General features: G+C 67.4%; 19 protein-coding genes and 3 rRNA genes. 8 read left to right on the plus strand and 14 right to left on the minus strand.

Annotation, left to right across the window (positions count from 1 at the left end; translation table 11 throughout):
• Positions 1 to 55 precede the first annotated feature (55 nt).
• Both glgP and OHB21_RS01400 read right to left on the minus strand, forming a co-directional pair.
• On the minus strand, positions 56 to 2,629 hold the full coding sequence (glgP, locus tag OHB21_RS01395; protein ID WP_195126354.1) for an alpha-glucan family phosphorylase: 2,574 nt from the start codon (positions 2,627 to 2,629) through the stop codon (positions 56 to 58).
• Between the two features lie 90 nt (positions 2,630 to 2,719).
• Positions 2,720 to 3,172, minus strand: coding sequence for a VOC family protein (locus tag OHB21_RS01400; protein ID WP_067512614.1), 453 nt, complete (start codon positions 3,170 to 3,172; stop codon positions 2,720 to 2,722).
• Positions 3,173 to 3,250: 78 nt separating this feature from the next.
• Here OHB21_RS01400 and OHB21_RS01405 point away from each other — a divergent pair, with 78 nt between their 5' ends.
• Genes OHB21_RS01405 through glgB form a run of 3 tightly spaced genes read left to right on the plus strand, consistent with a single transcriptional unit; the run spans position 3,251 to position 8,065 of the window.
• Positions 3,251 to 3,877 carry a TetR/AcrR family transcriptional regulator gene (locus tag OHB21_RS01405; RefSeq protein ID WP_067512613.1) on the plus strand — a complete coding sequence of 209 codons (627 nt, stop codon included), beginning with the start codon at positions 3,251 to 3,253 and terminating at the stop codon, positions 3,875 to 3,877.
• A gap of 10 nt (positions 3,878 to 3,887) precedes the next feature.
• Positions 3,888 to 5,891, plus strand: a complete 2,004-nt coding sequence (locus tag OHB21_RS01410; RefSeq protein WP_195126355.1) for an alpha-1,4-glucan--maltose-1-phosphate maltosyltransferase — start codon at positions 3,888 to 3,890, stop codon at positions 5,889 to 5,891.
• Complete coding sequence (gene glgB, locus OHB21_RS01415; RefSeq protein WP_228791831.1) at positions 5,888 to 8,065, plus strand: 1,4-alpha-glucan branching protein GlgB; 2,178 nt, start codon at positions 5,888 to 5,890, stop codon at positions 8,063 to 8,065. Before OHB21_RS01410 ends, glgB begins: the two co-directional genes overlap by 4 nt.
• Before the next feature lie 4 nt (positions 8,066 to 8,069).
• Here the strand turns inward: glgB and OHB21_RS01420 are convergent, their stop codons facing one another.
• The 3 genes from OHB21_RS01420 to OHB21_RS01430 form a co-directional block, all read right to left on the minus strand.
• On the minus strand, positions 8,070 to 8,918 hold the full coding sequence (locus OHB21_RS01420) for a tetratricopeptide repeat protein (RefSeq protein WP_195126359.1): 849 nt from the start codon (positions 8,916 to 8,918) through the stop codon (positions 8,070 to 8,072).
• A 61-nt stretch (positions 8,919 to 8,979) separates the two neighbouring features.
• Positions 8,980 to 9,357, minus strand: coding sequence for a DUF3817 domain-containing protein (locus tag OHB21_RS01425; RefSeq protein WP_067512607.1), 378 nt, complete (start codon positions 9,355 to 9,357; stop codon positions 8,980 to 8,982).
• A 98-nt stretch (positions 9,358 to 9,455) separates the two neighbouring features.
• On the minus strand, positions 9,456 to 10,634 hold the full coding sequence (locus tag OHB21_RS01430; protein ID WP_067512605.1) for an acetyl-CoA C-acetyltransferase: 1,179 nt from the start codon (positions 10,632 to 10,634) through the stop codon (positions 9,456 to 9,458).
• A 130-nt stretch (positions 10,635 to 10,764) separates the two neighbouring features.
• On the opposite strand from OHB21_RS01430, the gene mce reads away from it, so the two are divergent.
• Both mce and OHB21_RS01440 read left to right on the plus strand, forming a co-directional pair.
• Positions 10,765 to 11,238: a methylmalonyl-CoA epimerase gene (gene mce / locus OHB21_RS01435; protein WP_067512603.1), complete on the plus strand. Its 474-nt coding sequence runs from the start codon at positions 10,765 to 10,767 to the stop codon at positions 11,236 to 11,238.
• A gap of 86 nt (positions 11,239 to 11,324) precedes the next feature.
• Entirely contained in the window at positions 11,325 to 12,335 is a 1,011-nt protein-coding gene (locus OHB21_RS01440) for a coiled-coil domain-containing protein (RefSeq protein WP_067512601.1), read from the plus strand.
• Positions 12,336 to 12,470: 135 nt separating this feature from the next.
• On the opposite strand, the gene OHB21_RS01445 is transcribed toward OHB21_RS01440, so the two are convergent.
• The 9 genes from OHB21_RS01445 to OHB21_RS01485 all read right to left on the minus strand — a co-directional run bounded on the left by OHB21_RS01445 (position 12,471) and on the right by OHB21_RS01485 (position 23,621).
• Positions 12,471 to 12,779 carry an ATP/GTP-binding protein gene (locus tag OHB21_RS01445; RefSeq protein WP_067512599.1) on the minus strand — a complete coding sequence of 103 codons (309 nt, stop codon included), beginning with the start codon at positions 12,777 to 12,779 and terminating at the stop codon, positions 12,471 to 12,473.
• A gap of 542 nt (positions 12,780 to 13,321) precedes the next feature.
• Positions 13,322 to 14,014, minus strand: coding sequence for an endonuclease NucS (gene nucS, locus OHB21_RS01450; RefSeq protein ID WP_067512597.1), 693 nt, complete (start codon positions 14,012 to 14,014; stop codon positions 13,322 to 13,324).
• Positions 14,015 to 14,060: 46 nt separating this feature from the next.
• Entirely contained in the window at positions 14,061 to 14,666 is a 606-nt protein-coding gene (locus tag OHB21_RS01455; protein ID WP_195126356.1) for a hypothetical protein, read from the minus strand.
• Positions 14,667 to 14,818: 152 nt separating this feature from the next.
• Positions 14,819 to 14,935 (minus strand): 5S ribosomal RNA (gene rrf, locus OHB21_RS01460).
• Between the two features lie 101 nt (positions 14,936 to 15,036).
• Positions 15,037 to 18,148: ribosomal RNA gene (locus tag OHB21_RS01465) — 23S ribosomal RNA — on the minus strand.
• Positions 18,149 to 18,469: 321 nt separating this feature from the next.
• Positions 18,470 to 19,988, minus strand: a 16S ribosomal RNA gene (locus tag OHB21_RS01470).
• The 16S, 23S and 5S rRNA genes sit together here, the layout of an rRNA operon.
• A gap of 482 nt (positions 19,989 to 20,470) precedes the next feature.
• Positions 20,471 to 21,751: a UDP-N-acetylglucosamine 1-carboxyvinyltransferase gene (gene murA, locus OHB21_RS01475; RefSeq protein WP_195125409.1), complete on the minus strand. Its 1,281-nt coding sequence runs from the start codon at positions 21,749 to 21,751 to the stop codon at positions 20,471 to 20,473.
• A 90-nt stretch (positions 21,752 to 21,841) separates the two neighbouring features.
• Positions 21,842 to 22,417 (minus strand): cob(I)yrinic acid a,c-diamide adenosyltransferase, encoded by a 576-nt coding sequence (locus OHB21_RS01480; protein ID WP_067513458.1) that lies wholly within the window; start codon positions 22,415 to 22,417, stop codon positions 21,842 to 21,844.
• A gap of 10 nt (positions 22,418 to 22,427) precedes the next feature.
• The gene (locus OHB21_RS01485; protein ID WP_067513456.1) at positions 22,428 to 23,621 is read right to left on the minus strand and encodes a PucR family transcriptional regulator; all 1,194 of its coding nucleotides are present in this window, start codon (positions 23,619 to 23,621) and stop codon (positions 22,428 to 22,430) included.
• Positions 23,622 to 23,754: 133 nt separating this feature from the next.
• Between OHB21_RS01485 and OHB21_RS01490 the strand changes: the two genes are divergently transcribed.
• From OHB21_RS01490 to phaZ, 3 genes are read left to right on the plus strand one after another with little or no spacing between them, the layout of a single operon-like run.
• On the plus strand, positions 23,755 to 25,452 hold the full coding sequence (locus tag OHB21_RS01490) for a PHA/PHB synthase family protein (protein ID WP_228790562.1): 1,698 nt from the start codon (positions 23,755 to 23,757) through the stop codon (positions 25,450 to 25,452).
• Between the two features lie 14 nt (positions 25,453 to 25,466).
• Positions 25,467 to 25,919, plus strand: a complete 453-nt coding sequence (locus OHB21_RS01495; RefSeq protein ID WP_067513454.1) for a MaoC family dehydratase — start codon at positions 25,467 to 25,469, stop codon at positions 25,917 to 25,919.
• Positions 25,916 to 26,722, plus strand: a complete 807-nt coding sequence (gene phaZ / locus OHB21_RS01500; RefSeq protein WP_067513452.1) for a poly(3-hydroxyalkanoate) depolymerase — start codon at positions 25,916 to 25,918, stop codon at positions 26,720 to 26,722. The genes OHB21_RS01495 and phaZ overlap by 4 nt, the downstream gene beginning before the upstream one ends.
• The last annotated feature ends 2 nt before the right edge of the window (positions 26,723 to 26,724 follow it).

The raw sequence follows: 26,724 nt of genomic DNA on the forward strand, positions 1-26,724 counted from the left end.
GGCCGGCCCGAACCCAATACGGCCGACGCGCGCCGCGGTGACCAGCACACCGGACTCAGGCGCTGGGCGAGGCGATCAACCCGAACTCCACCGGCGAGGCGAGCAGCGGATGCTGCGGCAGCACCCGCACGGTGTAGCCGACCGCTCCCGACAGCGGGACCGGCGTGGTGACGGTGAACTGTTCGATGCCGCCCTCGGAACCCGCGTGCGCCATCGGCACGGTGGTGGTGTCGGTGAGATCGTCGCTCGACGTGACCCGCCCCAGCACCGCCTGCACCGTGACATCGGAGACCGCGAGCCCGCCGAGGTCGACCTTCGCGGTGAGCGACAGTTCCGCCCCGATGATCGGGGTGTCGGGCAGCCCGGAGCTGTCCACCTGCACGACCTTCACCGACGGCCACGCCGCCTCGGCCCGCTTGCGGTACTCCGAGATCTCCCGCGCACCGGCGAACTCGTCGGCGGCGGCCGTGCGGAACGCGGTGGCCGCCGGACCGTAGTACCGCACGGCGTAATCGCGAACCATCCGCGTGGCCAGCACCTTCGGGCCCAGCGTCTCCAGCGTGTGGCGCACCATCTCGGCCCAGCGCGTCGGCAGGCCCGCGACGTCGCGATCGTAGAAGCGCGGCGCTACGGTGCGTTCGAACAGTTCGTAGAGCGCGGCCGCCTCCAGGTCGTCGCGGCGGTGCTCGTCGGACACGCCGTCGGCGGTGGGGATGGCCCAGCCGTTCTCGCCGTCGTACATCTCGTCCCACCAGCCGTCGCGGATGGAGAGGTTCAGCCCGCCGTTGAGCGCGGACTTCATGCCCGAGGTGCCGCACGCCTCGAGCGGGCGCAGCGGATTGTTCAGCCACACATCGCAACCCCAGTACAGGTACCTGGCCATCGACATGTCGTAGTCGGGCAGGAAGACGATGCGATGGCGCACCTCGGAGTCGTCGGCGAACCGGACCACCTGCTGGATCAGCGATTTGCCGCCGTCGTCGGCGGGGTGGCTCTTGCCCGCGACCACCAGCTGCATCGGGCGCTCGGGGTGCAGCAGCAGCGAGCGCAGCCGGTCGGGATCGCGCAGCATGAGGGTGAGGCGCTTGTAGGTGGGCACCCGGCGCGCGAATCCGACGGTGAGCACGGCGGGGTCGAAAACTTCGTCCACCCAGCCCAATTCGGCCGGAGCGGCACCGCGCTGCAACCACGACGCGCGCACCCGGCGGCGCACCTCGGCGACCAGCAGGGCGCGCAGGCTCTCGCGGGTCGACCACAACTCGCCCAGGTCGGCGTCGCGCAGCCGCTCCCAGCCGCGCGCCTCCTGCACGAACTCCGCGCCGAAGTGCTCGCGCGCCTTGTCGATCCATTCGCGCGCGGCCCAGGTGGGCGCGTGCACACCGTTGGTGACCGAGCCGATCGGCACCTCCGACGCATCGAAACCGGGCCACAGCGGCGCGAACATCTCGCGGCTCACCTCGCCGTGCAATCGCGATACGCCGTTGGCGCGCTGGGCGAGTCGCAGACCCATGTGCGCCATGTTGAACACCGACGGGTCGGCCTCGCGGCCGAGCGCCAGGATGCGATCCACCGAAAGTCCCGGCAGCAGCGCGGATTCCGACTCACCGTGCGCGCCGCCGAAGTAGCGGCGCACCAGCGGCATCGGGAAGCGGTCGATGCCGGCGGGGACGGGCGTGTGCGTGGTGAACACGGTGCCCGCGCGCACGGCGGCCATCGCCGTATCGAAATCCAGTCCGGCGGAGACGTATTCGCGGATGCGCTCCACGCCCAGGAAGCCCGCGTGCCCCTCGTTCATGTGGAACACGTCGGGGTCGGGCAGCCCTTCGGCGCGGGTGTAGGCGCGCACCGCGCGCACCCCGCCCACGCCGGCCAGGATCTCCTGCTTGATGCGGTGGTCCTGGTCGCCGCCGTAGAGCCGGTCGGTCACCGCGCGCAGTTCCGGATCGTTCTCGGCGATATCGGAATCCAGCAGCAGCAGCGGCACCCGCCCCACCTGCGCGACCCACACCCGCGCCCGCAGCACCCGGTGGTCGGGCATGCCGACGTGGACGAGCACCGGCGACCCGTCGCTGGTGAGCAGGCGCAGCGGCAGGCCCTGCGGGTCCAGCGCCGGATAGTGCTCGATCTGCCAGCCGTCGGCCGACAGCGACTGGCGGAAGTACCCGGAGCGGTAGAGCAGGCCGACGCCGATGAGCGGCAGGCCGAGATCGGAGGCGGCCTTGAGGTGGTCGCCGGCCAGGATGCCGAGGCCGCCGGAATAGTTGGGCAGCACCTCGGTGACGCCGAACTCCATGGAGAAGTAGGCCACGCCGCGCACGCCGTCCTCGTCGTCGCGGCGCTGGAACCAGGCGGGTTTGTCGAGGTAGTCCCGGAGTTCGGCCGCGGCGGCGTCCACCCGCGCGGTGTAGGCGGGGTCGGCGGCGAGTTCGTCGAGCCGGGCGGCGCGCACCTCGCCCAGCATCCGCACCGGATCGTGCCCGACCTCGGCCCACAGGTCCCGATCGAGTTCGGCGAACAGATCCTGGGTGGGCCCGTGCCAGGACCAGCGCAGGTTCGTGGAGAGTTCGCCGAGAGCCGAGAGCCGCTCGGGCAGGTGGGCGCGGACGGTGAACCTACGGAGAGCCTTCACCGGGTAGACCCTACACGGACGGGCACCGCGCCGCCGGTCGCGCGCCACCCTCGAAGACCCTCCCGACCAGCGCCTTCACCGGTGACGAACTCACTCGCCGCCGAACTTCTCAGCCGTGTACTCGGCGCTGAACTGCTCGGCGAACGCACCGCTCGGCGGGATCTCGGTGATCACGTCGATGAGCACGCCGCTGGGATCGGCGACGATGAAGTGCCGCTGGCCGAACTCCTCGCTGCGGATCTCGAGTTCGGCGCGCAGCCCGCCCTGGGTGACCAGCCGCTCCCACTCGGCGTCGACGTCGTCGACCTCGAAGTTGAGCACCAGGCCCCGGACCGGCGTGCGGTAGCCCTCGGGAATGGTCGGGTGGGTGTGGTCGAGCAGCGCCAGTTCGTACTCGCGCTCGCCGTCGGCGGCCGGGCGCCGCAGGCTGATGTACCAGTCCGCCTCGAAGGTGATCTCGAAGCCGAACCACTTGGTGTAGAAGTCGCGCGATTCGGCGACGCGGGCGGTGGCGATGACGGGGTAGAAGCTGCTGATCTTCATGACCGGAACCTTTCACGTACCGTTGGTATGTGAAGTAAGCTAGTCGACATACCGACGGTATGTCAAGAGGAGGATCCGATGTCCCTGCGCGCCAAGCAACGCGAGGAGACCCGCAACACCCTGCTGCGCGAGAGCAGGCGCTTGTTCGCCGCGAAAGGCTATGGGGCCGTGGGCCTCTCGGAGATCGTCGCGGCCGCCGGGGTCACCAAGGGCGCGCTGTACCACAACTTCGCGGGCAAGGCCGAGCTGTTCCGCGCCGTGCTGGACCAGGTGCAGCAGGAGGTCGGCGAACGCGTCGCGGCGATCGCCGACGCCTCCGGCGACGCGTGGGACCAGCTGGTCAGCGGGTGCGAGGCCTTCCTCACCGTGAGCGCCGACCCGGAGATCCAGCGGATCATGCTCATCGACGGGCCCGCCGTGCTCGGCTGGCACGAATGGCGCGCGATGGACGAGGCGAACTCCGGGCGCCACCTCGGTGAGGCGCTGCTCGCGGCCATGGACGACGGCCTGCTCGCCCGCCAGCCCGTCGAACCGCTGGCCCACCTGCTGTCCGGCGCGATGAACGAGGCCGCGCTGTGGCTGGCCACCGCCCCCGAACCCGACGCGCTGGCCGAGACCACCGCCGCGCTGCGCCGGGTGCTGGCCGGGCTGCGCGAGCGCGCCGACGCACCCGTCCGGCCGGAGCGAGCGGGCGCCAGCGGGTAGGTTGGTCCGCGTGACCGGCCGCATCGCCATCGATGACACCGCCCCGTCCATCCCCGGTGGCCGCCCGGCCAAGGCCGTGGTGGGCGAGGTCTTCTCGGTGCGCACCGTGGTGTGGCGCGAAGGGCACGACGCCGTCGCCGCCACCCTCGCCGTGCGCGCCCCCGGCTCGTCGCGAGCCACCCGCATCCGCATGACGCCGGACTACGAGCCCGACGTGTTCAACGCGACGTTCGTGCCGAACACGCCCGGGGCGTGGACGTTCCGCGTGGAGGGCTGGAGCGATCCGCTCGCGACATGGCGGCACGCGGTCGAGGCGAAACTGGCCGTCGGCCAGAGCGCCGCCGATCTGGCCAACGATCTCGAGCTCGGCGCGCGCCTGTTCGAGCGGGCCGCCCAAGCGCTGCCCAAGGCGAAGTTCGAGAAACTGCGCGCGGCGGCGGCCGCCCTGCGCGGCGAGGAGCAACTGCCCGCGCGCGTGGCGCCCGCGTTCAGCGCGGAGGTCGCCGAGATCCTGCGCGTCACCCCGCTGCGCGAACTCGTCACGCGCGGACCGCAGCACACCGTGCAGGTGGAACGGCAGCGCGCGCTCTACGGCTCGTGGTACGAGTTCTTCCCGCGGTCGACCGGCGGCCGCGACGCCGAGGGCAGGCCCGTGCACGGCACCTTCGCCACCGCCGCCGCCGAACTGCCGCGCATCGCGGGCATGGGCTTCGACGTGGTGTACCTGCCGCCCATCCATCCCATCGGCCGGGTGAATCGCAAGGGCCGCAACAACTCCCTCACCGCCGAACCCGGCGACGTGGGGTCGCCCTGGGCGATCGGCGCCGCCGAGGGCGGCCACGACGCCGTGCACCCGGACCTCGGCACCGAACGCGATTTCGCCGAATTCGTCACCGCCGCCGCCGAACTGGGCCTGGAAGTAGCGCTGGACCTGGCCTTGCAGTGCGCGCCGGACCACCCGTGGGTGGCCGCGCACCCGGAGTGGTTCACCACGCTGCCCGACGGCACCATCGCGTTCGCGGAGAACCCGCCCAAGAAGTACCAGGACATCTACCCGGTCAACTTCGACAACGACCCCGACGGCCTCTACGCCGAGGTGCTGCGGGTGGTGCGGCACTGGATCGGGTTGGGCGTCAAGATCTTCCGCGTCGACAACCCGCACACCAAACCCGCCGACTTCTGGGAGTGGCTGATCGCGACGGTGCGGCGCACCGATCCCGACGTGATCTTCCTGTCCGAGGCGTTCACCCGCCCCGCCCGCCTCTACGGCCTCGCACGGCGCGGATTCAGCCAGTCCTACACGTATTTCACCTGGCGGGTGGCCAAGTGGGAGCTCACCGAATTCGGCACCGAGCTGGCCGCCAAGGCCGACGAGGCCAGGCCCAACCTGTTCGTCAACACCCCCGACATCCTGCACGAGAGCCTCCAGCACGGCGGTCCCGGCATGTTCGCCATCCGCGCGGTGCTGGCCGCCACGCTGGCGCCCACCTGGGGCGTCTACTCCGGCTTCGAACTGTTCGAGCACCAGGCGGTGCGGCCGGGCAGCGAGGAGTACCTGGATTCGGAGAAGTACGAGCTGCGCCCCCGCGACTTCGCCGGCGCGCTGGCCCGCGGCGAGTCGCTGGAGCCGTGGCTGACCAGGCTCAACGAGATCCGCCGCGCGCACCCCGCGCTACAACAGTTGCGCTGCTTGCACTTCCACCACGTGGACAACGACGCCCTCATCGCCTACTCCAAACTCGACCCGGAGACCGGCGACGCGGTGCTCACCATCGTCAACCTCAACCCCTACGGCGCCGAGGAGGGCCACATCTCCCTCGATCTGCCCGCCATCGGCCGCGAATGGCACGACCACCCCGTGGTGCGCGACGAGGTGAGCGGCGAGGAATACCACTGGGCGCAGACCAATTGGGTGCGGCTCGACCCGGCGAAGGCCGTCGCGCACATCATCGCGCTGCCGCCGGTACCCGCGCCCGCGCGGCTGCCTCTGGCGTACCGGAAGTCGTTCCGATGAAGCGGGGGGCGGTCATCCGGCGGCGCGATCTGATGTTGCTCGCGGCGGGTACCCATCCCGACCCGCACACCGTCCTCGGCTCCCACGCCCACCCCGACGGCACCGCGGTGCGAGTGTTGCGTCCGCACGCCGAAAAGGTCGAGGTCCGCGTGGGCGGTATCGACCACCCGCTGGCCTCCCAGGGGTACGGGGTGTTCGCGGCGGTGCTGCCGTACCCGGATCTGATGGACTATCGCGTCGTCGCCAGTTACCCAGGGGGACAGACGATCATCTCCGCCGACGGCTACCGCTTCCTGCCCACCCTGGGCGATCTCGACCTGCACCTGATCGGCGAAGGCCGCCACGAACGACTGTGGGACGTGCTCGGCGCGCACCCCCGCCACTACACGACGCTGGACGGCGAGGTCGAGGGCACGTCGTTCGCGGTGTGGGCGCCGAATGCGCGCGGCGTCACCGTGATCGGCGATTTCGACGGCTGGAGCGGCAACACCGCGCCCATGCGCGCCCTCGGCTCGTCCGGGGTGTGGGAGGTGTTCCTGCCGGGCGTGGGCGTCGGCACGAAGTACAAGTACCGCGTGCACGGCGCGGACGGACGCACCGTCGACCACGCCGACCCGTTCGCCTTCGCCACCGAGACCCCGCCCGCCACCGCGTCGGTGGTCACCGCGAGCTCTTACACCTGGCACGACGGCGAATGGCTCGCCCGCCGCGCCGCCACCGACCCCACGCGCGCGCCGATGAGCGTGTACGAAGTGCACCTCGGTTCCTGGCGGCCCGGCCTCGGCTATCGCGAAATGGCCACGCAGCTGGCCGATTACGTGCGCGCCGCCGGATTCACCCACGTCGAACTGCTGCCCATCGCCGAGCATCCGTTCGGCGGTTCCTGGGGCTACCAGGTCACCTCGTACTACGCGCCCACCGCGCGCTTCGGCTCCCCCGACGACTTCCGCGCCTTCGTCGACCACCTGCACGCCGCCGGGATCGGCGTACTGCTGGACTGGGTGCCCGCGCACTTCCCGCGCGACGAGTGGGCGCTGGCCCGCTTCGACGGCACCCCACTCTACGAGCACGCCGACCCGCGCCGCGGCGAGCAACTCGACTGGGGCACCTACATTTTCGACTTCGGCCGCAACGAGGTGCGCAACTTCCTGGTGGCCAACGCCAACTACTGGCTCGACGAGTTCCACATCGACGGCCTGCGCGTCGACGCCGTCGCTTCCATGCTGTACCTGGACTATTCGCGCGCCGAGGGCGAGTGGGAGCCGAATATGCACGGCGGCCGGGAGAATCTGGAAGCCGTCGACTTCCTCCAGGACCTCAACGACACCGTGCACCGCGCCCACCCCGGCGCGGTGACCATCGCCGAGGAGTCCACCGCCTGGCCCGGCGTCACCCGCGGCACCGACGTGGGCGGGCTCGGTTTCACCATGAAATGGAACATGGGCTGGATGCACGACACGCTGGGCTTCCTGGCGCGCGACCCCATCCACCGGTCCTGGCACCACAACGAGGTCACCTTCTCGCTCATGTACGCGTGGAGCGAGAACTACCTGCTGCCGATCAGCCACGACGAGGTCGTGCACGGCAAGGGCACGCTGTGGACGCGGATGCCCGGCGACGACTACGCCAGGGCCGCGGGCGTACGCGCGCTGCTGGCCTACATGTGGGCCCACCCCGGCAAGCAATTGCTGTTCATGGGACAGGATTTCGGCCAGTTCCGCGAGTGGTCCCACGACCGCGGGCTGGACTGGGGCGAGCTGGACAACCCCCTGCACGCGGGCATCGCCGCCGCCGTGCGCGACCTCAACGCCGTCTACCGCGCGCACCCGGCGTTCTGGAGTCAGGACACCACACCGGGCGGCTACTCCTGGCTCGAGGCCGACGACCGCGAACGCAACGTGATCGCGTTCCTGCGCTACGCCTCGGACGGGTCCGTGGTGGCGTGCGTCTACAACTTCTCCGGCTCGGTGCACGGCGAGTACCGAGTGGGCCTGCCCGTCGCGGGCGAATGGGCCGAGATACTGAACACCGACGCCACCGAGTACGGCGGCGCCGGTGTCGGCAACTACGGCGCGGTGCGCACCGAGGAGATCCCGTGGCACGGCAGGCCGTTCTCGGCGGCCGTGGCGATCGCGCCGAACAGCGCCGTCTGGTTGGCCGCGCCCGCGGGATGATCCGTCAGTAGAGCGCGGCGGCCAGCTTGCGCCGGGCCGCGACCACGAACGGTTCGGCCTGGTCGAACAGCTCGAACAGCTCCAGCAGGTGGGTGCGCGCCTTGGTGCGCTCGTCCCCCGCAGTGCGCTTGACCACGGCGATGAGCCGATCGAACGCGGCCTCGGGCTGTTGGCTGAGCAGTTCCAGGTCGGCGGCAGCGATGGCGGCGTCCACGTCGGCCGGGTTCGCCTCGGCGGCGGCCAGCGCCGACTCCGGAACCTGCTGGGCCCTGGCGAGGAAGCGCAGCTGCCGCAGCGCGCCCGCGGCCTCGGTGTTGTTCGGCTCGGCGGCCAGGATCGCCTCGTACGCGGCTTCCGCGCCGGCCAGGTCACCGCGCTCCAGCGCGTCCTCGGCGGCCGTGAAGCGCGGGTCCTCCACCGGACGCTCCTCCGGCACGCCACCCTCGAGCTTGCCCGCGACGGCGTCCAGCACGGCGTCGAGCCACTGGCGCACCTGCGGCTCCGGCTGCGCGCCTTCGAAATCGGCGAGCGGCTGCCCGGCCGCGATAGCGATGACGGTGGGGATGCCCTGCACCCGCAGCGCCTGCGCGATGCGCATATTGGCCTCGGCCTCGACGGTCGCCAGATCCCACGTGCCGCCGTCGGCCGCGACCAACCGCTCCAGGGTGCGGACCAGTTCGACGCTGCCGGGGCTGCGCTGCGAGTACAGCGCGACCACCACCGGCACCTGCATCGAACGGCGCAGCACCTTGGTCTCGAAATCGGTCTCGGAGACCGCGTGGTCGCCACCGGAACCGCCGGAGGCGCCGGCGGGCGGCTGCTTCAGACTGGACAGATCCACCGCGCCGGACATTGCGGCAGCGACGGCGGGCGAAGGACGGCGTGCGGCTGGTCGAGTCACGGTTTCCAGTGTGTCACGACGCGGCGCGCACGGCTCCCGCGGAGTCGGTCGATCCGTCGGTGCTCAGCTCGGCCAGATGACCGTTGCGGGCGGCCCAGATCTCGAACACCACGGTGGCGAACGGCGGGATGCTCGACACCAGCGCGGCGACGGTGACCTTCCAGTTCCAGCTCAGCTCACGGGCGGTGACCAGCGTGACGAGCAGGAACAGCACGAAGACGATGCCGTGGGTCATTCCGAACACCTTGACCGGCCACAACACCGGCTCCGGCAGCCGCTTGAAGACCATGCCGACGATCAGGAGGGCCCAGGAGATCGCCTCGAGCACGGCGATGAAACGGAATCGCTTGGCGACAGTGCTCAAGTCGAAGAAATTTCCCATGGCGTCCATTCTGCCCGATTCACTACAGGGTGTCGTAGTCGATCGTGTCACACTCGCGTGCCCGCGGTCCGGCCCGCGTGTATATGAGCCGGACCTGCGGAAACAGCTCAGACCCGGACGATGAGCGCGTCGCCCTGACCGCCGCCGCCGCACAGCGCGGCCGCGCCCACACCGCCACCGCGGCGCTTGAGCTCCAGCGCCAGGTGCAGCACGATGCGCGCGCCCGACATGCCCAGCGGGTGGCCGATGGCGATGGCGCCGCCGTTGACGTTCACCTTCTCCGGATCGATGCCCAGCTTGCGGGTGGAGGCGATGCCGACCGCGGCGAACGCCTCGTTGATCTCCACCAGATCCAGATCCGCGGGCGAGATACCCTCGCGCGCACAGGCTTTGGCGATGGCGTTGGCCGGCTGGTCCTGCAGGGTCGAGTCCGGGCCCGCGACGACGCCGGCGGCGCCGATCTCGGCGATCCAGCTCAGCCCCAGCGCCTGGGCCTTCTCCTTGCTCATCACGACCACGGCGGCGGCGCCGTCGGAGATCTGCGAGGCGGTGCCCGCGGTGACGGTGCCGTCCTTGCGGAACGCCGGGCGCAGCTTGCCCAGTGATTCCACCGTGGTGTCGGCGCGGATGCCCTCGTCGGCGCTCACCAGCACCGGATCACCCTTGCGCTGCGGCACCGCGACCGGCACCACTTCCTCGTCGAACACGCCGTTCTTCCACGCCGCGGCGGCGCGCTGGTGCGAGGCGGCGGCGAACGCGTCCTGATCCTCGCGGCTGATCTTGTCGGTGTCGTTGCGCGTCTCGGTGAGCGCGCCCATCGCCTGGTCGGTGAAGATGTCGTGCAGGCCGTCGTAGGCCATGTGGTCGCGCAGCGTCACGTCGCCGTACTTGAAGCCCTCGCGGCTCTTCTCCAGCAGATGCGGCGCCCGGCTCATCGACTCCTGGCCGCCGGCCACCACGATCTCGTACTCGCCCGCGCGAATCAGCTGATCCGCCAACGCGATCGCGTTGATCCCCGACAGGCACACCTTGTTCAGCGTCAGCGCGGGCACGTCCATCGGGATGCCCGCCGCCACCGCCGCCTGGCGCGCCGGGATCTGGCCCGCGCCCGCGGTGAGCACCTGGCCCATGATCACGTAGTCCACCTGCTCCGGCGCGACCCCGCCCTTCTCCAGCGCGGCCTTGATCGCGAACCCGCCCAGATCCGAACCCGAGAAATCCTTCAGCCCGCCCAGCAGCCTGCCGACCGGGGTGCGCGCACCGGAGACGATGACGGTAGTGGTCACGACGAGCCTCGCATTCGTAGGTGGATCCCGCCGCGCCCTCGCACGGCGACGGCACGGCGTCAAGTCTGGTACCCCACGGTAGCCTGCCCGGCCCGCGTGGCCGCGCGCAGGTAGGCGCTACCGTCGAGTCGTGAGCACCGCGAACAACACCTCCGAAATCGTTCCCGGCGACTACGTCGTCGCCGTCGACCACGTCGGCGTGGCCGTCCCCGACCTCGACGCCGCGATCGCCTGGTACACCGACAATCTCGGCATGATCGAGACCCACCGCGAGGTCAACGAGAGCCAGGGCGTGCACGAGGCGATGCTGTCGCTGCCGGGCGCGCACGACGGCGCGACGGCCCTGCAGTTGCTGGCTCCGCTGAACGCCGAATCCACCATCGCCAAGTTCCTCGATCGCAGCGGCCCGGGTCTGCAGCAGCTGGCCTACCGCGTCACCGATATCGAGGCCGTCTCCGCGCACCTGCGGGCACGCGGCCTGCGTTTGCTGTACGAGGCGCCGCGGCACGGAACCGCCGATTCCCGCATCAATTTCATCCACCCGAAGGATGCTGGCGGTGTGCTGATCGAGTTGGTCGAGCCGAACCCGAATGTTACGCACTAGTATCAAGATCGGGCCCGCAAAACTCATCCTGATCACATTCGCAGTCGAGTCACCATCGGGTCCTTCTAGGCTGTAGTTTGTGTGCCATGTCGTCACCTGAGTCCGATCGCAATCGCTTCGTTGCACTGCCCTTCACCGTTGTGCGCAAGGGTTATGCGCAAGACGAGGTGCGTAACTACTTCGACCGCTTCGATGCCGAACTGAGGGTCACCGCCACCGACCGCGACGCCGCCGCGGCCCAGGCGCGCAACCTCGCCGCCCAGCTCGAGGACGCGCGGGACGAGATCGACGAACTCCGCAAGGAGGTCGACCGGCTCTCGGTTCCGCCGACCACCGCGGAAGGCATGTCCGATCGCATCTCCCGCATGCTGCGGCTGGCCTCCGACGAGGCCAGCGAGGTCCGGGCCCTGGCCCAGGCCGAGGCCGCGGAGATGGTGTCGATCGCCGAGCAGCAGGCCACCGAGATGCGTGGCAAGTACGAGTCGCTGCTCGCCGAGACGAAGGAGAAGCGCGAGGCGCTCGAGATCGAGTTCGAGCAGACCCTCGCGAACGCACGCACCGAGTCCGCGAAGATCATCGAGGCCGCGCAGGCCGAGTCCGACCGCATCGCCAAGGAAGCCGAGGCGAAGCGCAAGGCCGCCCAGCAGGACTTCGAGGTCACCATGGCCGAGCGCCGCACCAAGCTCACGCGCGCCATGGAGGAGCTCGAGGCCACCAGCCGCGCCGAGGCCGCCCAGCGGATCAAGGACGCGACCGATGAGGCCAACCGCCTCATCACCTCGGCCACCCAGACCTCGGAGCGCAAGATCGCGCACGCCAAGGAACTGGCGGAGGAGATGCGCGTGCTGCGCGGCCGGGTGCTCGCCCAGCTGCTCGGCATCCGCGGCCAGCTGGACTCGGTGCCCGCCATGCTGGCGGCCGTCAACCGGGAAAGCGAACTGCTGGACGGTGTTCCGGAGCAGCGCAAGTCGATCAACAGCGGCGGCAACAAGTCGGTGACCGGCTCGCGCAATAACACCAAGGCGATCCCCGAGGTCACCAACGAGGACGCCGAACTCGACGCCGACGAGCGCGAGAACGCCGACATCGCCAACTGACGTCAGCCCTTCCACGCGACGGCGGTACGACCGAACTCAGCCGAAGGCCGCTCCCGGATCCCGGGGGCGGCCTTCCTAATGGGCGGACGAACCCGGCATACCGCGCCGACCGCGTGAACCTCGCTTACCTCGGAATCAGGACCAGCGCCGCGTGATCCGCCGGGTATGCCTGCCGTTCCAGCAGCCCCGATGCCAGTGCCTGCGATCGTCCATGTCCCCGTCGCGCGGCCACGCCACGATGTGCGCGACGCCGGGCGGAATCTCGTGGTCACAGCCGGGGCAGCGATAGGTCTTCAGCGCGCGGGCGGCCGGAATCGTGCGCACGGCGTAGTCCTCGTCGCCGTCCGGACCGGCCTCGGTGCGGCCGAAGACATCGCCGAAGCCGAGGCCGTCGGCATACCGACGGCTCACCTCGGTGTCTCGGCGCGGTTTACGGCGGGGCATGATTCGAGGGTAGAACGAAGACGCGCCGGTGGTGCCATCGGCGCCTTGCGCCGCCCACACGGCGGAGTGCCGGCCTGCCGCACAGACACAGGACAAGCCGCAGCACGATCCTCCCCCGTCGCGGCGCTGGTTTGCCGTCTCCAGTGGCGACGCGGAGAGGGCTGAGGAGAGGCGGCATTCGGCGCCCAACACAGCCGTCCGCGGAGCGGCCCGGATGGGGCCTGAGAAGAGCCAGCACTCGGCACCCAGCGCGGCGGCCCGGAGAAGGCTTGGAATGGGCGGGAACTCAGTGCCCAGCGCGGGTCCCGACCGGGCGCAGAGAACGGGCAGAACTCGGCACTCAGCTTGGCGCCCCTGTCGCGGGGCGAGAAGGGGTGAGGAGAGGCAGAATTCAGTGCCCTGCGCAGGGGGCACCGATCGCGGTGCGAGAAGGATCAGAAGAGCCGAACGGCGCCCAACCCGGCCTGCCCGCACGCGGCGGGGAGGAGGAGGGCCGAATCAGACACCCAGCGCAGTGCCACGATCGCGGCGCGAAGAAGGGCTCAGAAGAGGCGGAATTCGGTGCTCTCCGTGCCGCGCAGCGCGTCGTAATCGAGTGTGAGGCAACGGATGCCGCGGTCCTCGGCGAGGGTGCGTGCCTGCGGCTTGATCTGCTGGGCGGCGAACACCCCGCTGACCGGCGCGAGCAGCGGATCGCGGTTGAGCAGGTCCAGGTAGCGGGTGAGCTGTTCGACGCCGTCGATCTCGCCGCGCCGCTTGATCTCCACCGCCACGGTGGCGCCGTCGGCGTCGCGGCAGAGCAGGTCCACCGGGCCGATGGCGGTCATGTACTCGCGGCGCACCAGGGTGTAGCCGGGGCCGAGGGTCTGCACGTGTTCGGCCAGCAGCTCCTGAAGATGCGCCTCCACACCGTCTTTCACGAGTCCGGGGTCGATGCCGAGGTCGTGCGAGGAGTCGTGCTCCACGTCCTCGATGGTGATGCGCAGCTCCTCACCCCCCTTGTTGGTGACAACCCACAGCGCCTTGGTGCTGTCCGGCAGCTCGGCCGCGACGGGGTCGCGTTCCTCGAGCCAGCACGGCGGGCTCATCCAGTTCAGCGGCTTATAGGAGCCGCCGTCGGAGTGCACGAGCACCGACCCGTCGGATTTGATCATCAGCAGCCTGCGGGCCATCGGAAGGTGGGCGGTCAAACGACCGACGTAGTCGACCTGGCAACGAGCAATCACAAGGCGCACCGGTCGAGTCTAGGCCCTCACGGGTTCCGCTCCGGAACCCGCCCGCTCAGGACACGGGCACGAAGCAGTAGGTAGCCGGCTCACGCTCGTCCACGTGGTCGATCATCGTGATCGGGATCCACTCCATCGCGGCGCCGGGCTCCTCGGGCGCCAGGAAGTCGCACGCGTCCTCGTCCGCGATCCCTTCGATCTTCTGATGGAGGCGTCCGCCCGCGCGACAGTCTGTCTCATACTTCCGGTAGGTGCCCGACCTGCTGTAGCAGTGCCTCACAATGAGATTCAGCGCGGCGCACGAATGTGCGGTAGCACCCTTGCCGTAGTGCTTGCCTTGGGTGGTGATCCGCATTTCGACGCCGGCGTCACAGTTCACGTCGAGACCCGTGCCGGTGATGATCTCCGACTCGACCACCTTGAAGATCGCCGACGGATCCGAGCAATCCTTCGTCTTCAGCGGCTCGTGGAGATGCAGAACGCCGGCCACTTGGTCCGTGCACGTTCCGAGATCACGAACAGCACGATAGCCCCGGAACCCTTCCGCCTCGGTGGCGGCGCTTGGCGCGGGTAGCCGGGCGTCGGATAGCCCTGCGGTGATGCGCCCGGCCGGATATGCTTGCACCGGCTCAGGCTTGCTGAACCCACCCTGATAGTTCAATTGCACTCCACCGCTTGCGGATTCGTCGACAGCCGACCGCAGCATGGCAAGCCCGCGCCGCCGAATACGTGTGCCGGGGAACCGCGTAGGGGAAGGGCCCGGAAATGCGGAAAGGCCCCCAACCATCAGGTTGGGGGCCTTTCACAAGATTTGTCCGGCGGTGTCCTACTCTCCCACACCCTGTCGAGTGCAGTACCATCGGCGCTGGTGGCCTTAGCTTCCGGGTTCGGAATGGGTCCGGGCGTTTCCCCACCGCTATAACCGCCGTAACACTATGAAACTATCCACACCCACCACTCGAACCCTCACGGGTCGAGAACGGGGGTTGTGTGTTGTTTCAGATACCGCACAGTGGACGCGTAACACCTTCGTCAGTAAGCCCTCGGCCTATTAGTACCAGTCACCTACACACATTACTGCGCTTCCAGTTCTGGCCTATCAACCCCATGGTCTGTAGGGGGCCTTAACCCATCGAGTGGGTGAGAAACCTCATCTTGGAACAGGCTTCCCGCTTAGATGCTTTCAGCGGTTATCCCTTCCGAACGTAGCCAACCAGCAGTGCCCTTGGCAGGACAACTGGCACACCAGAGGTTCGTCCGTCCCGGTCCTCTCGTACTAGGGACAGCCTTCCACAAGTTTCTGACGCGCGCGGCGGATAGAGACCGAACTGTCTCACGACGTTCTAAACCCAGCTCGCGTGCCGCTTTAATGGGCGAACAGCCCAACCCTTGGGACCTACTCCAGCCCCAGGATGCGACGAGCCGACATCGAGGTGCCAAACCATCCCGTCGATATGGACTCTTGGGGAAGATCAGCCTGTTATCCCCGGGGTACCTTTTATCCGTTGAGCGACACCGCTTCCACATGCCGGTGCCGGATCACTAGTCCCGACTTTCGTCCCTGCTCGACCCGTCAGTCTCACAGTCAAGCTCCCTTGTGCACTTACACTCAACACCTGATTGCCAACCAGGCTGAGGGAACCTTTGGGCGCCTCCGTTACACTTTAGGAGGCAACCGCCCCAGTTAAACTACCCACCAGGCACTGTCCCTGAACCAGATCATGGCCCGAGGTTAGAAGTCCAATACGACCAGAGTGGTATTTCAACGACGACTCCACGAACACTGGCGTGCCCGCTTCACAGTCTCCCACCTATCCTACACAAACCGTACCGAACACCAATACCAAGCTATAGTGAAGGTCCCGGGGTCTTTTCGTCCTGCCGCGCGTAACGAGCATCTTTACTCGTAATGCAATTTCGCCGAGTCTGTGGTTGAGACAGCAGAGAAGTCGTTACGCCATTCGTGCAGGTCGGAACTTACCCGACAAGGAATTTCGCTACCTTAGGATGGTTATAGTTACCACCGCCGTTTACCGGGGCTTAAATTCTCAGCTTCGCACCCCGAAGGGCGCTAACCGGTCCTCTTAACCTTCCGGCACCGGGCAGGCGTCAGTCCGTATACATCGTCTTACGACTTCGCACGGACCTGTGTTTTTAGTAAACAGTCGCTTCTCTCTGGTCTCTGCGACCACCCCCAGCTCCGAGTGCAAGACTCATCACCAGGCGTGGTCCCCCTTCTCCCGAAGTTACGGGGGCATTTTGCCGAGTTCCTTAACCACAGTTCTCTCGATCGCCTCGGTATTCTCTACCTGACCACCTGTGTCGGTTTGGGGTACGGGCCGTGTACCAACTCACTAGAGGCTTTTCTCGGCAGCATAGGATCACTGAATTCACCTCAATCGGCTACGCATCACCTCTCAGGCACATGCTGTGCGGATTTGCCTACACAACGCCCTACAGGCTTACACCCGGTAATCCACCACCGGGCCCAGCTACCTTCCTGCGTCACCCCATCGCTTGACTACTACCACAGGGGTCCCGCGCAGCCCCCGCCAGCCACCCGAAGGCGGTCTATTGGGATTTGGGCGGTTAGCACCATGGATTCACCATTGGGCGCGGATACACGGGTACGGGAATATCAACCCGTTGTCCATCGACTACGCCTGTCGGCCTCGCCTTAGGTCCCGACTCACCCTGGGCGGATTAACCTGGCCCAGGAACCCTTGGTCATTCGGCGGACGAGTTTCTCACTCGTCTTTCGCTACTCATGCCTGCATTCTCACTCGCGCAGCCTCCACAACTAGGTCACCCCGTCGCTTCCCTGGCTACACGACGCTCCCCTACCCACCCAGACCACTGCCCCAAAAAGGGGAATGTACATGTCTGAGTGCCGCGGCTTCGGCGGTGTACTTGAGCCCCGCTACATTGTCGGCGCAGGATCACTTGACCAGTGAGCTATTACGCACTCTTTCAAGGGTGGCTGCTTCTAAGCCAACCTCCTGGTTGTCTTCGCGACCCCACATCCTTTTCCACTTAGTACACGCTTAGGGGCCTTAGCCGGCGATCTGGGCTGTTTCCCTCTCGACTACGAAGCTTATCCCCCGCAGTCTCACTGCCACGCTCTCACACACCGGCATTCGGAGTTTGGCTGACTTCGGTAAGCTTGTAGGCCCCCTAGGCCATCCAGTAGCTCTACCTCCGGCGTGAAACACGTGACGCTGCACCTAAATGCATTTCGGGGAGAACCAGCTATCACGGAGTTTGATTGGCCTTTCACCCCTACCCACAGCTCATCCCCTCAGTTTTCAACCTAAGTGGGTTCGGGCCTCCACGACGTCTTACCGTCGCTTCACCCTGGCCATGGGTAGATCACTCCGCTTCGGGTCCATGACATGCGACTCAAACGCCCTATTCGGACTCGCTTTCGCTACGGCTACCCCACACGGGTTAACCTCGCCACACACCAATGACTCGCAGGCTCATTCTTCAAAAGGCACGCCATCACCCCACAAAGAGGCTCTGACGGATTGTAAGCGCACGGTTTCAGGTACTATTTCACTCCCCTCCCGGGGTACTTTTCACCTTTCCCTCACGGTACTAGTCCGCTATCGGTCACCAGGTAGTATTCAGGCTTACCGGGTGGTCCCGGCAGATTCACAGCAGATTTCACGGGCCCGCTGCTACTCGGGTATTCACCACATGAGCCGTCGAGTTTTCGCTTACCGGACTCTCACCGTCTACGGTCGGCCGTCCCAGACCACTTCAGCTAACACAACGGTTTCTCACTCATGCTCCTCACGGCAGTGAGAAGAAGATGAACCCCACAACCCCACACGCGCAACGACTGCCGTCTATCACACACGCATGGTTTAGCCTCATCCGCTTTCGCTCGCCACTACTCACGGAATCACTATTGTTTTCTCTTCCTGTGGGTACTGAGATGTTTCACTTCCCCACGTTCCCTCCACACACCCTATATATTCAGATGCGGGTGACACGACATCACTCGTGCCGGGTTTCCCCATTCGGAAATCCTCGGATCTCAGCTCGGTTGACAGCTCCCCGAGGCTTATCGCAGCCTCCTACGTCCTTCATCGGCTCCTGGTGCCAAGGCATCCACCGAACGCTCTTAAACACTTACAAACAAAGATGCTCGCGTCCACTGTGCAGTTCTCAAACAACACACCCAGAAAAGCCACACCCAAGACCAAACCAGCCACGCCGATCGGTATCTCGGAAACCCTTCCGGATCGTTATCTTGCCTGGAAAGAACGCCTGTTCTTTCAGGACCCAACAGTGTGTCGACTACATCCCCGAACCCACAGCACACAGGCTGCCGGCCACACCGGGGCGCATGTCAGCGTTCCACCCATGAGCAACCACCGAGAAACATTCGCTCTCGAAATGGCCTCTGCCACAACCCTCTTCGACTCTTCGAAGAGACCGTGGAGAAGTGCTCCTTAGAAAGGAGGTGATCCAGCCGCACCTTCCGGTACGGCTACCTTGTTACGACTTCGTCCCAATCGCCGATCCCACCTTCGACGGCTCCCTCCCACAAGGGGTTGGGCCACCGGCTTCGGGTGTTACCGACTTTCATGACGTGACGGGCGGTGTGTACAAGGCCCGGGAACGTATTCACCGCAGCGTTGCTGATCTGCGATTACTAGCGACTCCAACTTCACGGGGTCGAGTTGCAGACCCCGATCCGAACTGAGACCGGCTTTAAGGGATTCGCTCCACCTCACGGTATCGCAGCCCTCTGTACCGGCCATTGTAGCATGTGTGAAGCCCTGGACATAAGGGGCATGATGACTTGACGTCGTCCCCACCTTCCTCCGAGTTGACCCCGGCAGTCTCCTGCGAGTCCCCAACATCACTTGCTGGCAACACAGGACAAGGGTTGCGCTCGTTGCGGGACTTAACCCAACATCTCACGACACGAGCTGACGACAGCCATGCACCACCTGTACACCGACCACAAGGGGGCCTACATCTCTGCAGGTTTCCGGTGTATGTCAAACCCAGGTAAGGTTCTTCGCGTTGCATCGAATTAATCCACATGCTCCGCCGCTTGTGCGGGCCCCCGTCAATTCCTTTGAGTTTTAGCCTTGCGGCCGTACTCCCCAGGCGGGGCGCTTAATGCGTTAGCTACGGCACGGATCCCGTGGAAGGAAACCCACACCTAGCGCCCACCGTTTACGGCGTGGACTACCAGGGTATCTAATCCTGTTCGCTACCCACGCTTTCGCTTCTCAGCGTCAGTTACTGCCCAGAGACCCGCCTTCGCCACCGGTGTTCCTCCTGATATCTGCGCATTTCACCGCTACACCAGGAATTCCAGTCTCCCCTGCAGTACTCAAGCCTGCCCGTATCGACCGCAAGCTTGGGGTTGAGCCCCAAGTTTTCACGATCGACGCGACAAGCCGCCTACAAGCTCTTTACGCCCAGTAATTCCGGACAACGCTCGCACCCTACGTATTACCGCGGCTGCTGGCACGTAGTTGGCCGGTGCTTCTTCTACAGGTACCGTCACTTGCGCTTCGTCCCTGTCGAAAGAGGTTTACAACCCGAAGGCCGTCATCCCTCACGCGGCGTCGCTGCATCAGGCTTCCGCCCATTGTGCAATATTCCCCACTGCTGCCTCCCGTAGGAGTCTGGGCCGTGTCTCAGTCCCAGTGTGGCCGGTCGCCCTCTCAGGCCGGCTACCCGTCGTCGCCTTGGTAGGCCATTACCCCACCAACAAGCTGATAGGCCGCGGGCCCATCCTGCACCGATAAATCTTTCCACCCCCGGTCATGCAACCAGAGGTCATATCCGGTATTAGACCCAGTTTCCCAGGCTTATCCCAGAGTGCAGGGCAGATCACCCACGTGTTACTCACCCGTTCGCCGCTCGTGTACCCCGAAGGGCCTTACCGCTCGACTTGCATGTGTTAAGCACGCCGCCAGCGTTCGTCCTGAGCCAGGATCAAACTCTCCGTTGAAGACTCACAACCACACCCCAAAGGGTGCAATCAGATCTAAACTAGAGTCCGAAAACCTAGCAAAACAATCGCCAGCCGGAAAATAGCTGACTTCAAATGTCCGACCCACCCCACGGGGGTGGAAGCAGGCCGGCAACCAAAAAAATTTGGCACTGACATTCATCGACACACTATTGAGTTCTCAAAGAACACACGCACACCCATCCACACCAGAATCACCCGGCACTTCAGAGAGGCAACTTTTTCTCAGCTTAGCCCGACCAACACCCAGAACCAAATCCAGGAACCAACCGAACCAGTGTGATCGCCAGGCGCTCCTCGTCCTACCTCGTTTCCCTGGCTGGCGTTTCCGCTCGGCCCCGGGTCGGTGTCCGTGTCGCTCTGACTTGGATAAAGTTACGTTGCGCTCTGCACGATGTCAAATCGCCTGGTCAGAAAGGGTTTTCGTCGGCAACTAGATCAACACCGCGCCGGGGAGAAGATCAATCCGGGGCGCCGACCCGCTCCACGAGCCCACCGAGTGCCTGGAGCTGCTCGACGAAGTTCGGGTAACCGCGGTCGATGTGGAAGACGTCGTGCACTTCGGTGGTGCCGTCGGCGACCAGGCCGGCCAGCACCAGACCCGCGCCGGCCCGGATGTCGGAGGACCACACCGGCGCCGAGGACAGCCGCGGGATGCCGCGCACCACCGCGTGGTGACCGTCGGTCCTGGCGTCGGCGCCCAGGCGGATCATCTCCTCCACGAAGCGGAACCGCGCCTCGAAGATGTTCTCGGTGATCATCGAGGTGCCGTCGGAGATGGCGGCCAGGCCGATGGCCATCGGCTGCAGGTCGGTCGGGAAACCGGGGAACGGCAGGGTCGAGAAGTTCACCGCGCGCGGGCGTTCGGGCTGCACCACGCGGAAACCGTCCACGTCGAAGGAGATCCGGGCGCCCGCGGAACGCAGTTTGTCCAGCACCAGGGACAGGTGCTTGGGGTTGATGCCGGTGACGCGGACGTCGCCCATGGTCATCGAGGCGGCGATGCCCCAGGTGGCGGCGACGATGCGATCGCCGATCACGCGGTGGTCGGTCGGGCGCAGACGCTCGACGCCCTGGATGGTCAGCACGGAGGTGCCCGCACCGCTGACGCGCGCGCCCATCTGCACGAGCATGTTGCACAGGTCGACGATGTCGGGTTCGCGCGCGGCGTTGTCGATCACCGTCTCCCCCTCGGCCAGCACCGCGGCCATGAGGATGTTCTCGGTCGCGCCGACCGACGGGAAGTCGAGGCGGATGCGGGCGCCGCGCAGTTCGTCGGCGCGGGCCACCACGCAGCCGTGCTCGATCTCGCTGGTGGCGCCCAGCAGGCGCAACCCCTGCTGGTGCATGTCGAGCGGGCGCGATCCGATCGCGTCACCACCCGGCAGCGCGACCACCGCGCGCTTGCACCGCGCCATGAGCGGACCCAGCACGCACACCGACGCGCGGAACTGCGTGACCGCGGGAAAGTCCGCGTGGTACTTGGGCTCCGCGGGCGTGGTGATGGTGACGACGGAGCGGTCGCCCGGCGCGTCGTCGGAGATCACGACCTCGCACCCGAGTCCGCGCAGCACTTCCGCCATCAGCGGAACGTCGAGGATGTCGGGGCAGTTCGTGATCGTGGACGTGCCCTCGGCGAGCAGGGCGGCGGCCATCAGCTTGAGGACGCTGTTCTTCGCGCCTCCCACTGCGACCTCGCCGACGAGCCGATTGCCCCCGGTGACCAGAAACCTTTCGCTCACACCGGCTAGCTTATCCACCGTCGGCGCCATCCCGGTGCGTGTACGCGATCCCGGTGTCCTGGCACACGATCGGCGGCCGGCGCGGCCGGACTATTTCTTGCCGCCACCCGGCCGCCAGAGGATGTCACCGTCGGGATTGGTGTATCGGCTGAGAATGAACAGCAGGTCCGACAGGCGATTGAGGTACTTCGCGGGCAGCGCGCTCGTGTCGTCGGGGTGCGCCGAGACCGCCGCCCAGGCCGAACGTTCCGCGCGCCGGGCCACCGTGCGGGCCGTGTGCAGCAGCGCCGCCAGCGGGGTGCCGCCGGGCAGGATGAACGAATTCAGCGCGGGCAGTTCGGCATTGAACTCGTCACACCAGCCCTCGAGCCGGTCGATGTAGTCCTGGGTGATGCGCAGCGGCGGGTACTTCGGATCCTCGACCACCGGGGTGGACAGGTCCGCACCCGCGTCGAACAGGTCGTTCTGCACCTGGCGCAACACCGCGAGCAGCTGCTCGGCGGGCTGTCCCAGCGCGATGGCCACGCCGATCGCGGCGTTCGCCTCATCACAGTCGGCGTAGGCGACCAGACGCGGATCGGTCTTCGACACGCGCGAGAAATCGCTGAGGCCGGTGGTTCCGTCGTCGCCGGTCCGCGTGTAGATCCGCGTCAGATGCACACTCACCCTGCCGAGCCTAGCCGGGCAGGCGCCGGTGCACCTCCAGCGCGAGGCACAGCTCGGCCACATCGCGCGGACGAGACAGCGATCGGCCGGTGCGCTCCTCGATCCGGCGCAGCCGGTGCCGCACCGTGTTCGGGTGCACGTGGATCCGGGCCGCGGTCTCGGCGGCGGAACCGCCCGCGTCGAGCCAGGCTTCGAAGGTCGCGATCAGGATGTCCCGGTCGTCCTCGGGCAGGGCGTCGAGCGGACCGAGCACCGTCTGCCCGATGCGGTGCATCACCTCGGGCGCGCTCACCGCGGCGACGGCGAGCGGGGAATCGTCGAAGACCTGCACGAATTCGCCCGGCGTTCGCGCTTTGCCGGTGATCGCCAGGCGCGCGAAACGCAGCGCCTCGCCGGTGTCGGCGAGATCGGCGAACGCGGGGCTGAGCCCGACCCGGGCCGACGCCCCGGCGCGCAACACCTCCAGCAGCACGTCGTGGCAGGCGGGTCTGCGCAGGTGGACGATGCCCACTTGCAGGTCGGGCAGCAGCCGCCAGGCGGAACGGATGTCGCGCGCGTCGAGCCGGTTCGCGATCTCCGGCAGGCCGGTGCGGCCGATCGCCGGCACCTCCGCCGCCACCACGACGTACGGGCCCGAGGTGGGCAGGCGCAGCGCGTCGGCGGCGTCCCAGAGATTCTGCGTGTCGGTGATCCGGCCGAACAGGATCGCCTCCACCAGCGCCGACCGCTCAGCCTCCCGACCGAGGATCTGCGAGGTCAGCTGCTGCCGGTACGCACCGGTCATGGCCTGGGTGAAGGTGTCCATCGCGACCATGATCTGGGAGATCGCCGTGAGCACCGACTCGGTGTCGACATCACCGCGGCGGCGAGCCTCGGCCAGCGTGGTCTCCCAGATGAACCGGAACCCCACCCGGTAGGCCGCCATCACCGCGGTCAGCGGTACTCCCGTCACCGCGCGCTTGGTCCCGGTGTCGATCGCGATGGCGACGTCGGGGTCGGTGGCGCCGGACAACGCCTCGAACACGTAGGTCATGTTGTCGACGCAGCTGCGCCGCAATTCCTCGGTGGTGACGATGCCGGGATTCGAGCGGTAGAAGTCGACGTCGCGCCGGATGACCTCCGCCATCGCGGCGCCGAGCTCCTCGACGCGCACGAGCAGGGACTCGGCCAGCCGGACGATGCTCGGATCGGGCGCGCTTCCCATGCCGACACCATAGGCCCGATGTGCCCGCGCACACTCCGGGATGCCCGACGTTGTTCGCGCCACCATCGAATCCGATCTTGTCCCGGATCACGCTGGAAGTGTCCGACGACCAGCCGCACCAGGGAGCATCCGCTTGACGACCGTGACCGAGAACCCCAGGGAAGACGAACTCGCCGCCCCGCTCGACCTCCTGCTGATCAGCTCCACCCGCAGCTTCGCGGGACGGATGCTGCCCGACCGGTCCTGGCTGCGGATGGGCGCCGGACTGGCCAAGCGGTCGGGCACCGTCGCGGGCCGCCTCGGCCTGCTCACCCGCGAACTCGTCGACGTGGCCGCGGGCCGCTCCGAGCGCGCCCCCGCGCGCGCCGACAAACGCTTCGCCGACCCCGCCTGGCAGCACAATCCGTGGATGCGCCGGACCATGCAGGCGTACCTGGCCTCGGTGGACACCGCCGAGCGACTGTTCGCCGACGCGGATCTGGACTGGCACGACCGGGAGAAGCTGCGGTTCGTGCTGGACAACCTCATCGAGGGTCTGGCGCCGAGCAACAGCCCGGTGATCAGTCCGCTCGGATGGAAGGCGCTGATCGATACCGGCGGTCTGTCGGCCGTGCGCGGGCTGAAGGCGTTCGCCCGGGATATGGCGAGCAAACCGCGGGTGCCCGCGATGGTGGAGCCCGACGCGTTCACCGTCGGCGAGACGGTGGCGCTCACCAAGGGCGCGGTGGTGCTGCAGACCCGCATGTTCGAGCTCATCCACTACGCGCCGCAGACGCCGACGGTGCGCCAGATCCCGCTGCTGATGGTGCCGCCGGTGATCAACAAGTACTACATCATGGACATCGCGCCCGGCCGCAGCATGATCGAGTACTTCCTGTCCCAGGGCCAGCAGGTGTTCACCATCTCGTGGCGCAATCCCCAAGCGCGGCACCGCGATTGGGGCCTCGATGCCTACGGCGGCGCGCTCGTCGAGGCGCTCGACGCCGTGCGGGCGATCGCCGGGACGCCGAGCGCGCACCTGCTCGCGACGTGCTCGGGCGGCATTCTCGCGTCGATGGTCGCCGCCCACCTGAGCGCGATCGGCGAGGGCGACAAGATCGCCGGCCTCTCCCTGGGCGTCACCGTGCTCGACCACGACCGCGCCGGGTTCGCCGCCGCGGCGATGAGCGAACGCGCCGCGCAGGCCGCGATCCGGGCCTCGGCGCGACAGGGCTACCTGGACGGACGGGCGATGGCCGAGGTGTTCGCCTGGCTGCGCCCGACCGATCTGGTCTGGCGGTACTGGGTGAACAACTACGTGCAGGGCCGCCCGCCCGCCGCGTTCGACGTGCTGTTCTGGAACGCCGACACCACCCGGTTGGCGGCCGCGCTGCACCGCGACCTGGTGCTCATGGGTCTGCGCAACTCGCTGACCAGGCCGGGCGAGGTGAGCATGCTCGGCACCCCGATCGACCTCGGCGCCGTCACCGCCGACGCGTACGTGGTGGGCGGTGTGGCCGACCACATCTGCCCCTGGCAGGCCACCTTCCGCAGCGCCCAGTTGCTCGGGTCCAAGGATGCCACCTACGTGCTGTCCTCCAGCGGCCACATCGCGTCGCTGGTCAACCCGCCCGGCAATCCGCGCGCGTCCTTCCGCGCCGGGCCGGTCGACGCCGAAGGTCCCGACGAGTGGAAGGCGAGCGTCGAGAAATCCGCCGGTTCGTGGTGGCCGCACTACGCGGCCTGGCTCGGCGAGCGCAGCGGACCCCAGGTCGAGGCGCCGCGGGCGCTGGGCGGCCGCGGATTCGAGCCCCTGGCACCGGCGCCCGGCACCTACGTCCACCAGAAGTGAGAAGGAGACTCCCCATGAGCACACATCTGACCGATCCCGCCGAACTGCTCGACCTGGTGGGCGAGAACCTCGGCACCGGCGACTGGCTCCAGATCACCCAGGGCCAGGTGAACCTGTTCGCCGACGCGACCGGTGATCACCAGTGGATCCACACCGATCCCGAACGGGCCGCCGCCGGACCCTTCGGCGGCACGATCGCGCACGGCTACCTGACGCTCTCGCTCGCGCCCGCCGCGATCTCCGAAGTCCTGACCATCGACAACCTCACCGCCGCGCTGAACTACGGACTGGACAAGGTGCGCTTCCCCGCCCCGGTCCCGGTCGGGTCGAAGCTGCGCACCACGGTCACCGTGCGCGCCGCGCGGCGCAAACCGGCCGGCCTCGAGGCGGTGTTCGGGCTGACCTTCGAGGTGGAGGGCAGCGAGCGGCCTGCGTGCGTCGCCGATGTGGTGGTGCTGTACCGGTGACGCCGACCTACGTCGCCGCGGGCGGGCAGCGGATCCGGGTCGACGTCCGCCCCGGCACGGGGGCGCCGCTGGTGCTCTGCAACGGCATCGGCGCGGCCTACGAAGTGCTGGAACCTTTTGTCACGCAGCTGGATTCGCAGCGGACCGTGGTGCGTTTCGACGTGCCCGGCACCGGCGGATCGCCCACCTCGGCCCTGCCGTACGGATTTCCGTACCTGGCCTGGGTGCTGGGCCGGGTGCTGACGGCGCTGGACATCGGCGTGGTCGACGTGCTCGGGCTCTCCTGGGGCGGCGCGCTGGCCCAGCAGTTCGCGTTCCAGAATCCGCGCCGGTGCCGCAGGCTCGTGCTGGTCGCCACCGGCACCGGGGTGCTGATGGTGCCCGCCCATCCCCGGGTGCTGGCCAGGATGGTGACCCCGCGCCGATTCCGCGACCCGTCCTACGCCGCGTCGATCGCCGCCGATCTGTACGGCGGCACGGTGCGCGAGCGCCCCGGCGAGGTGGCCGCACTCTTCGGCGCGCAACCGCACGCCGGATCGAAGGCGGGCTATCTGCACCAATTGCTGGCCGGATCGGTGTGGACGAGCCTGTTCGCGCTACCCGCGATCCGGCAGCGCACGCTGGTGGTGGCCGGCACGGACGATCCGATCATTCCGATGGTCAATGCCAGGATCATGACCGGGCTGCTCCCCCACGCGACGCTGCACCGCCATCCCGGCGGACATGTCGACCTGGTGACCAACGCGGGACGGCTCGCACCGGTGATCGAGGCGTTCCTGGACGAATCGGACGGACGACCGTAACC

It is taken from the genome of Nocardia puris, from assembly GCF_036051655.1.
Lineage (GTDB): Bacteria > Actinomycetota > Actinomycetes > Mycobacteriales > Mycobacteriaceae > Nocardia > Nocardia puris.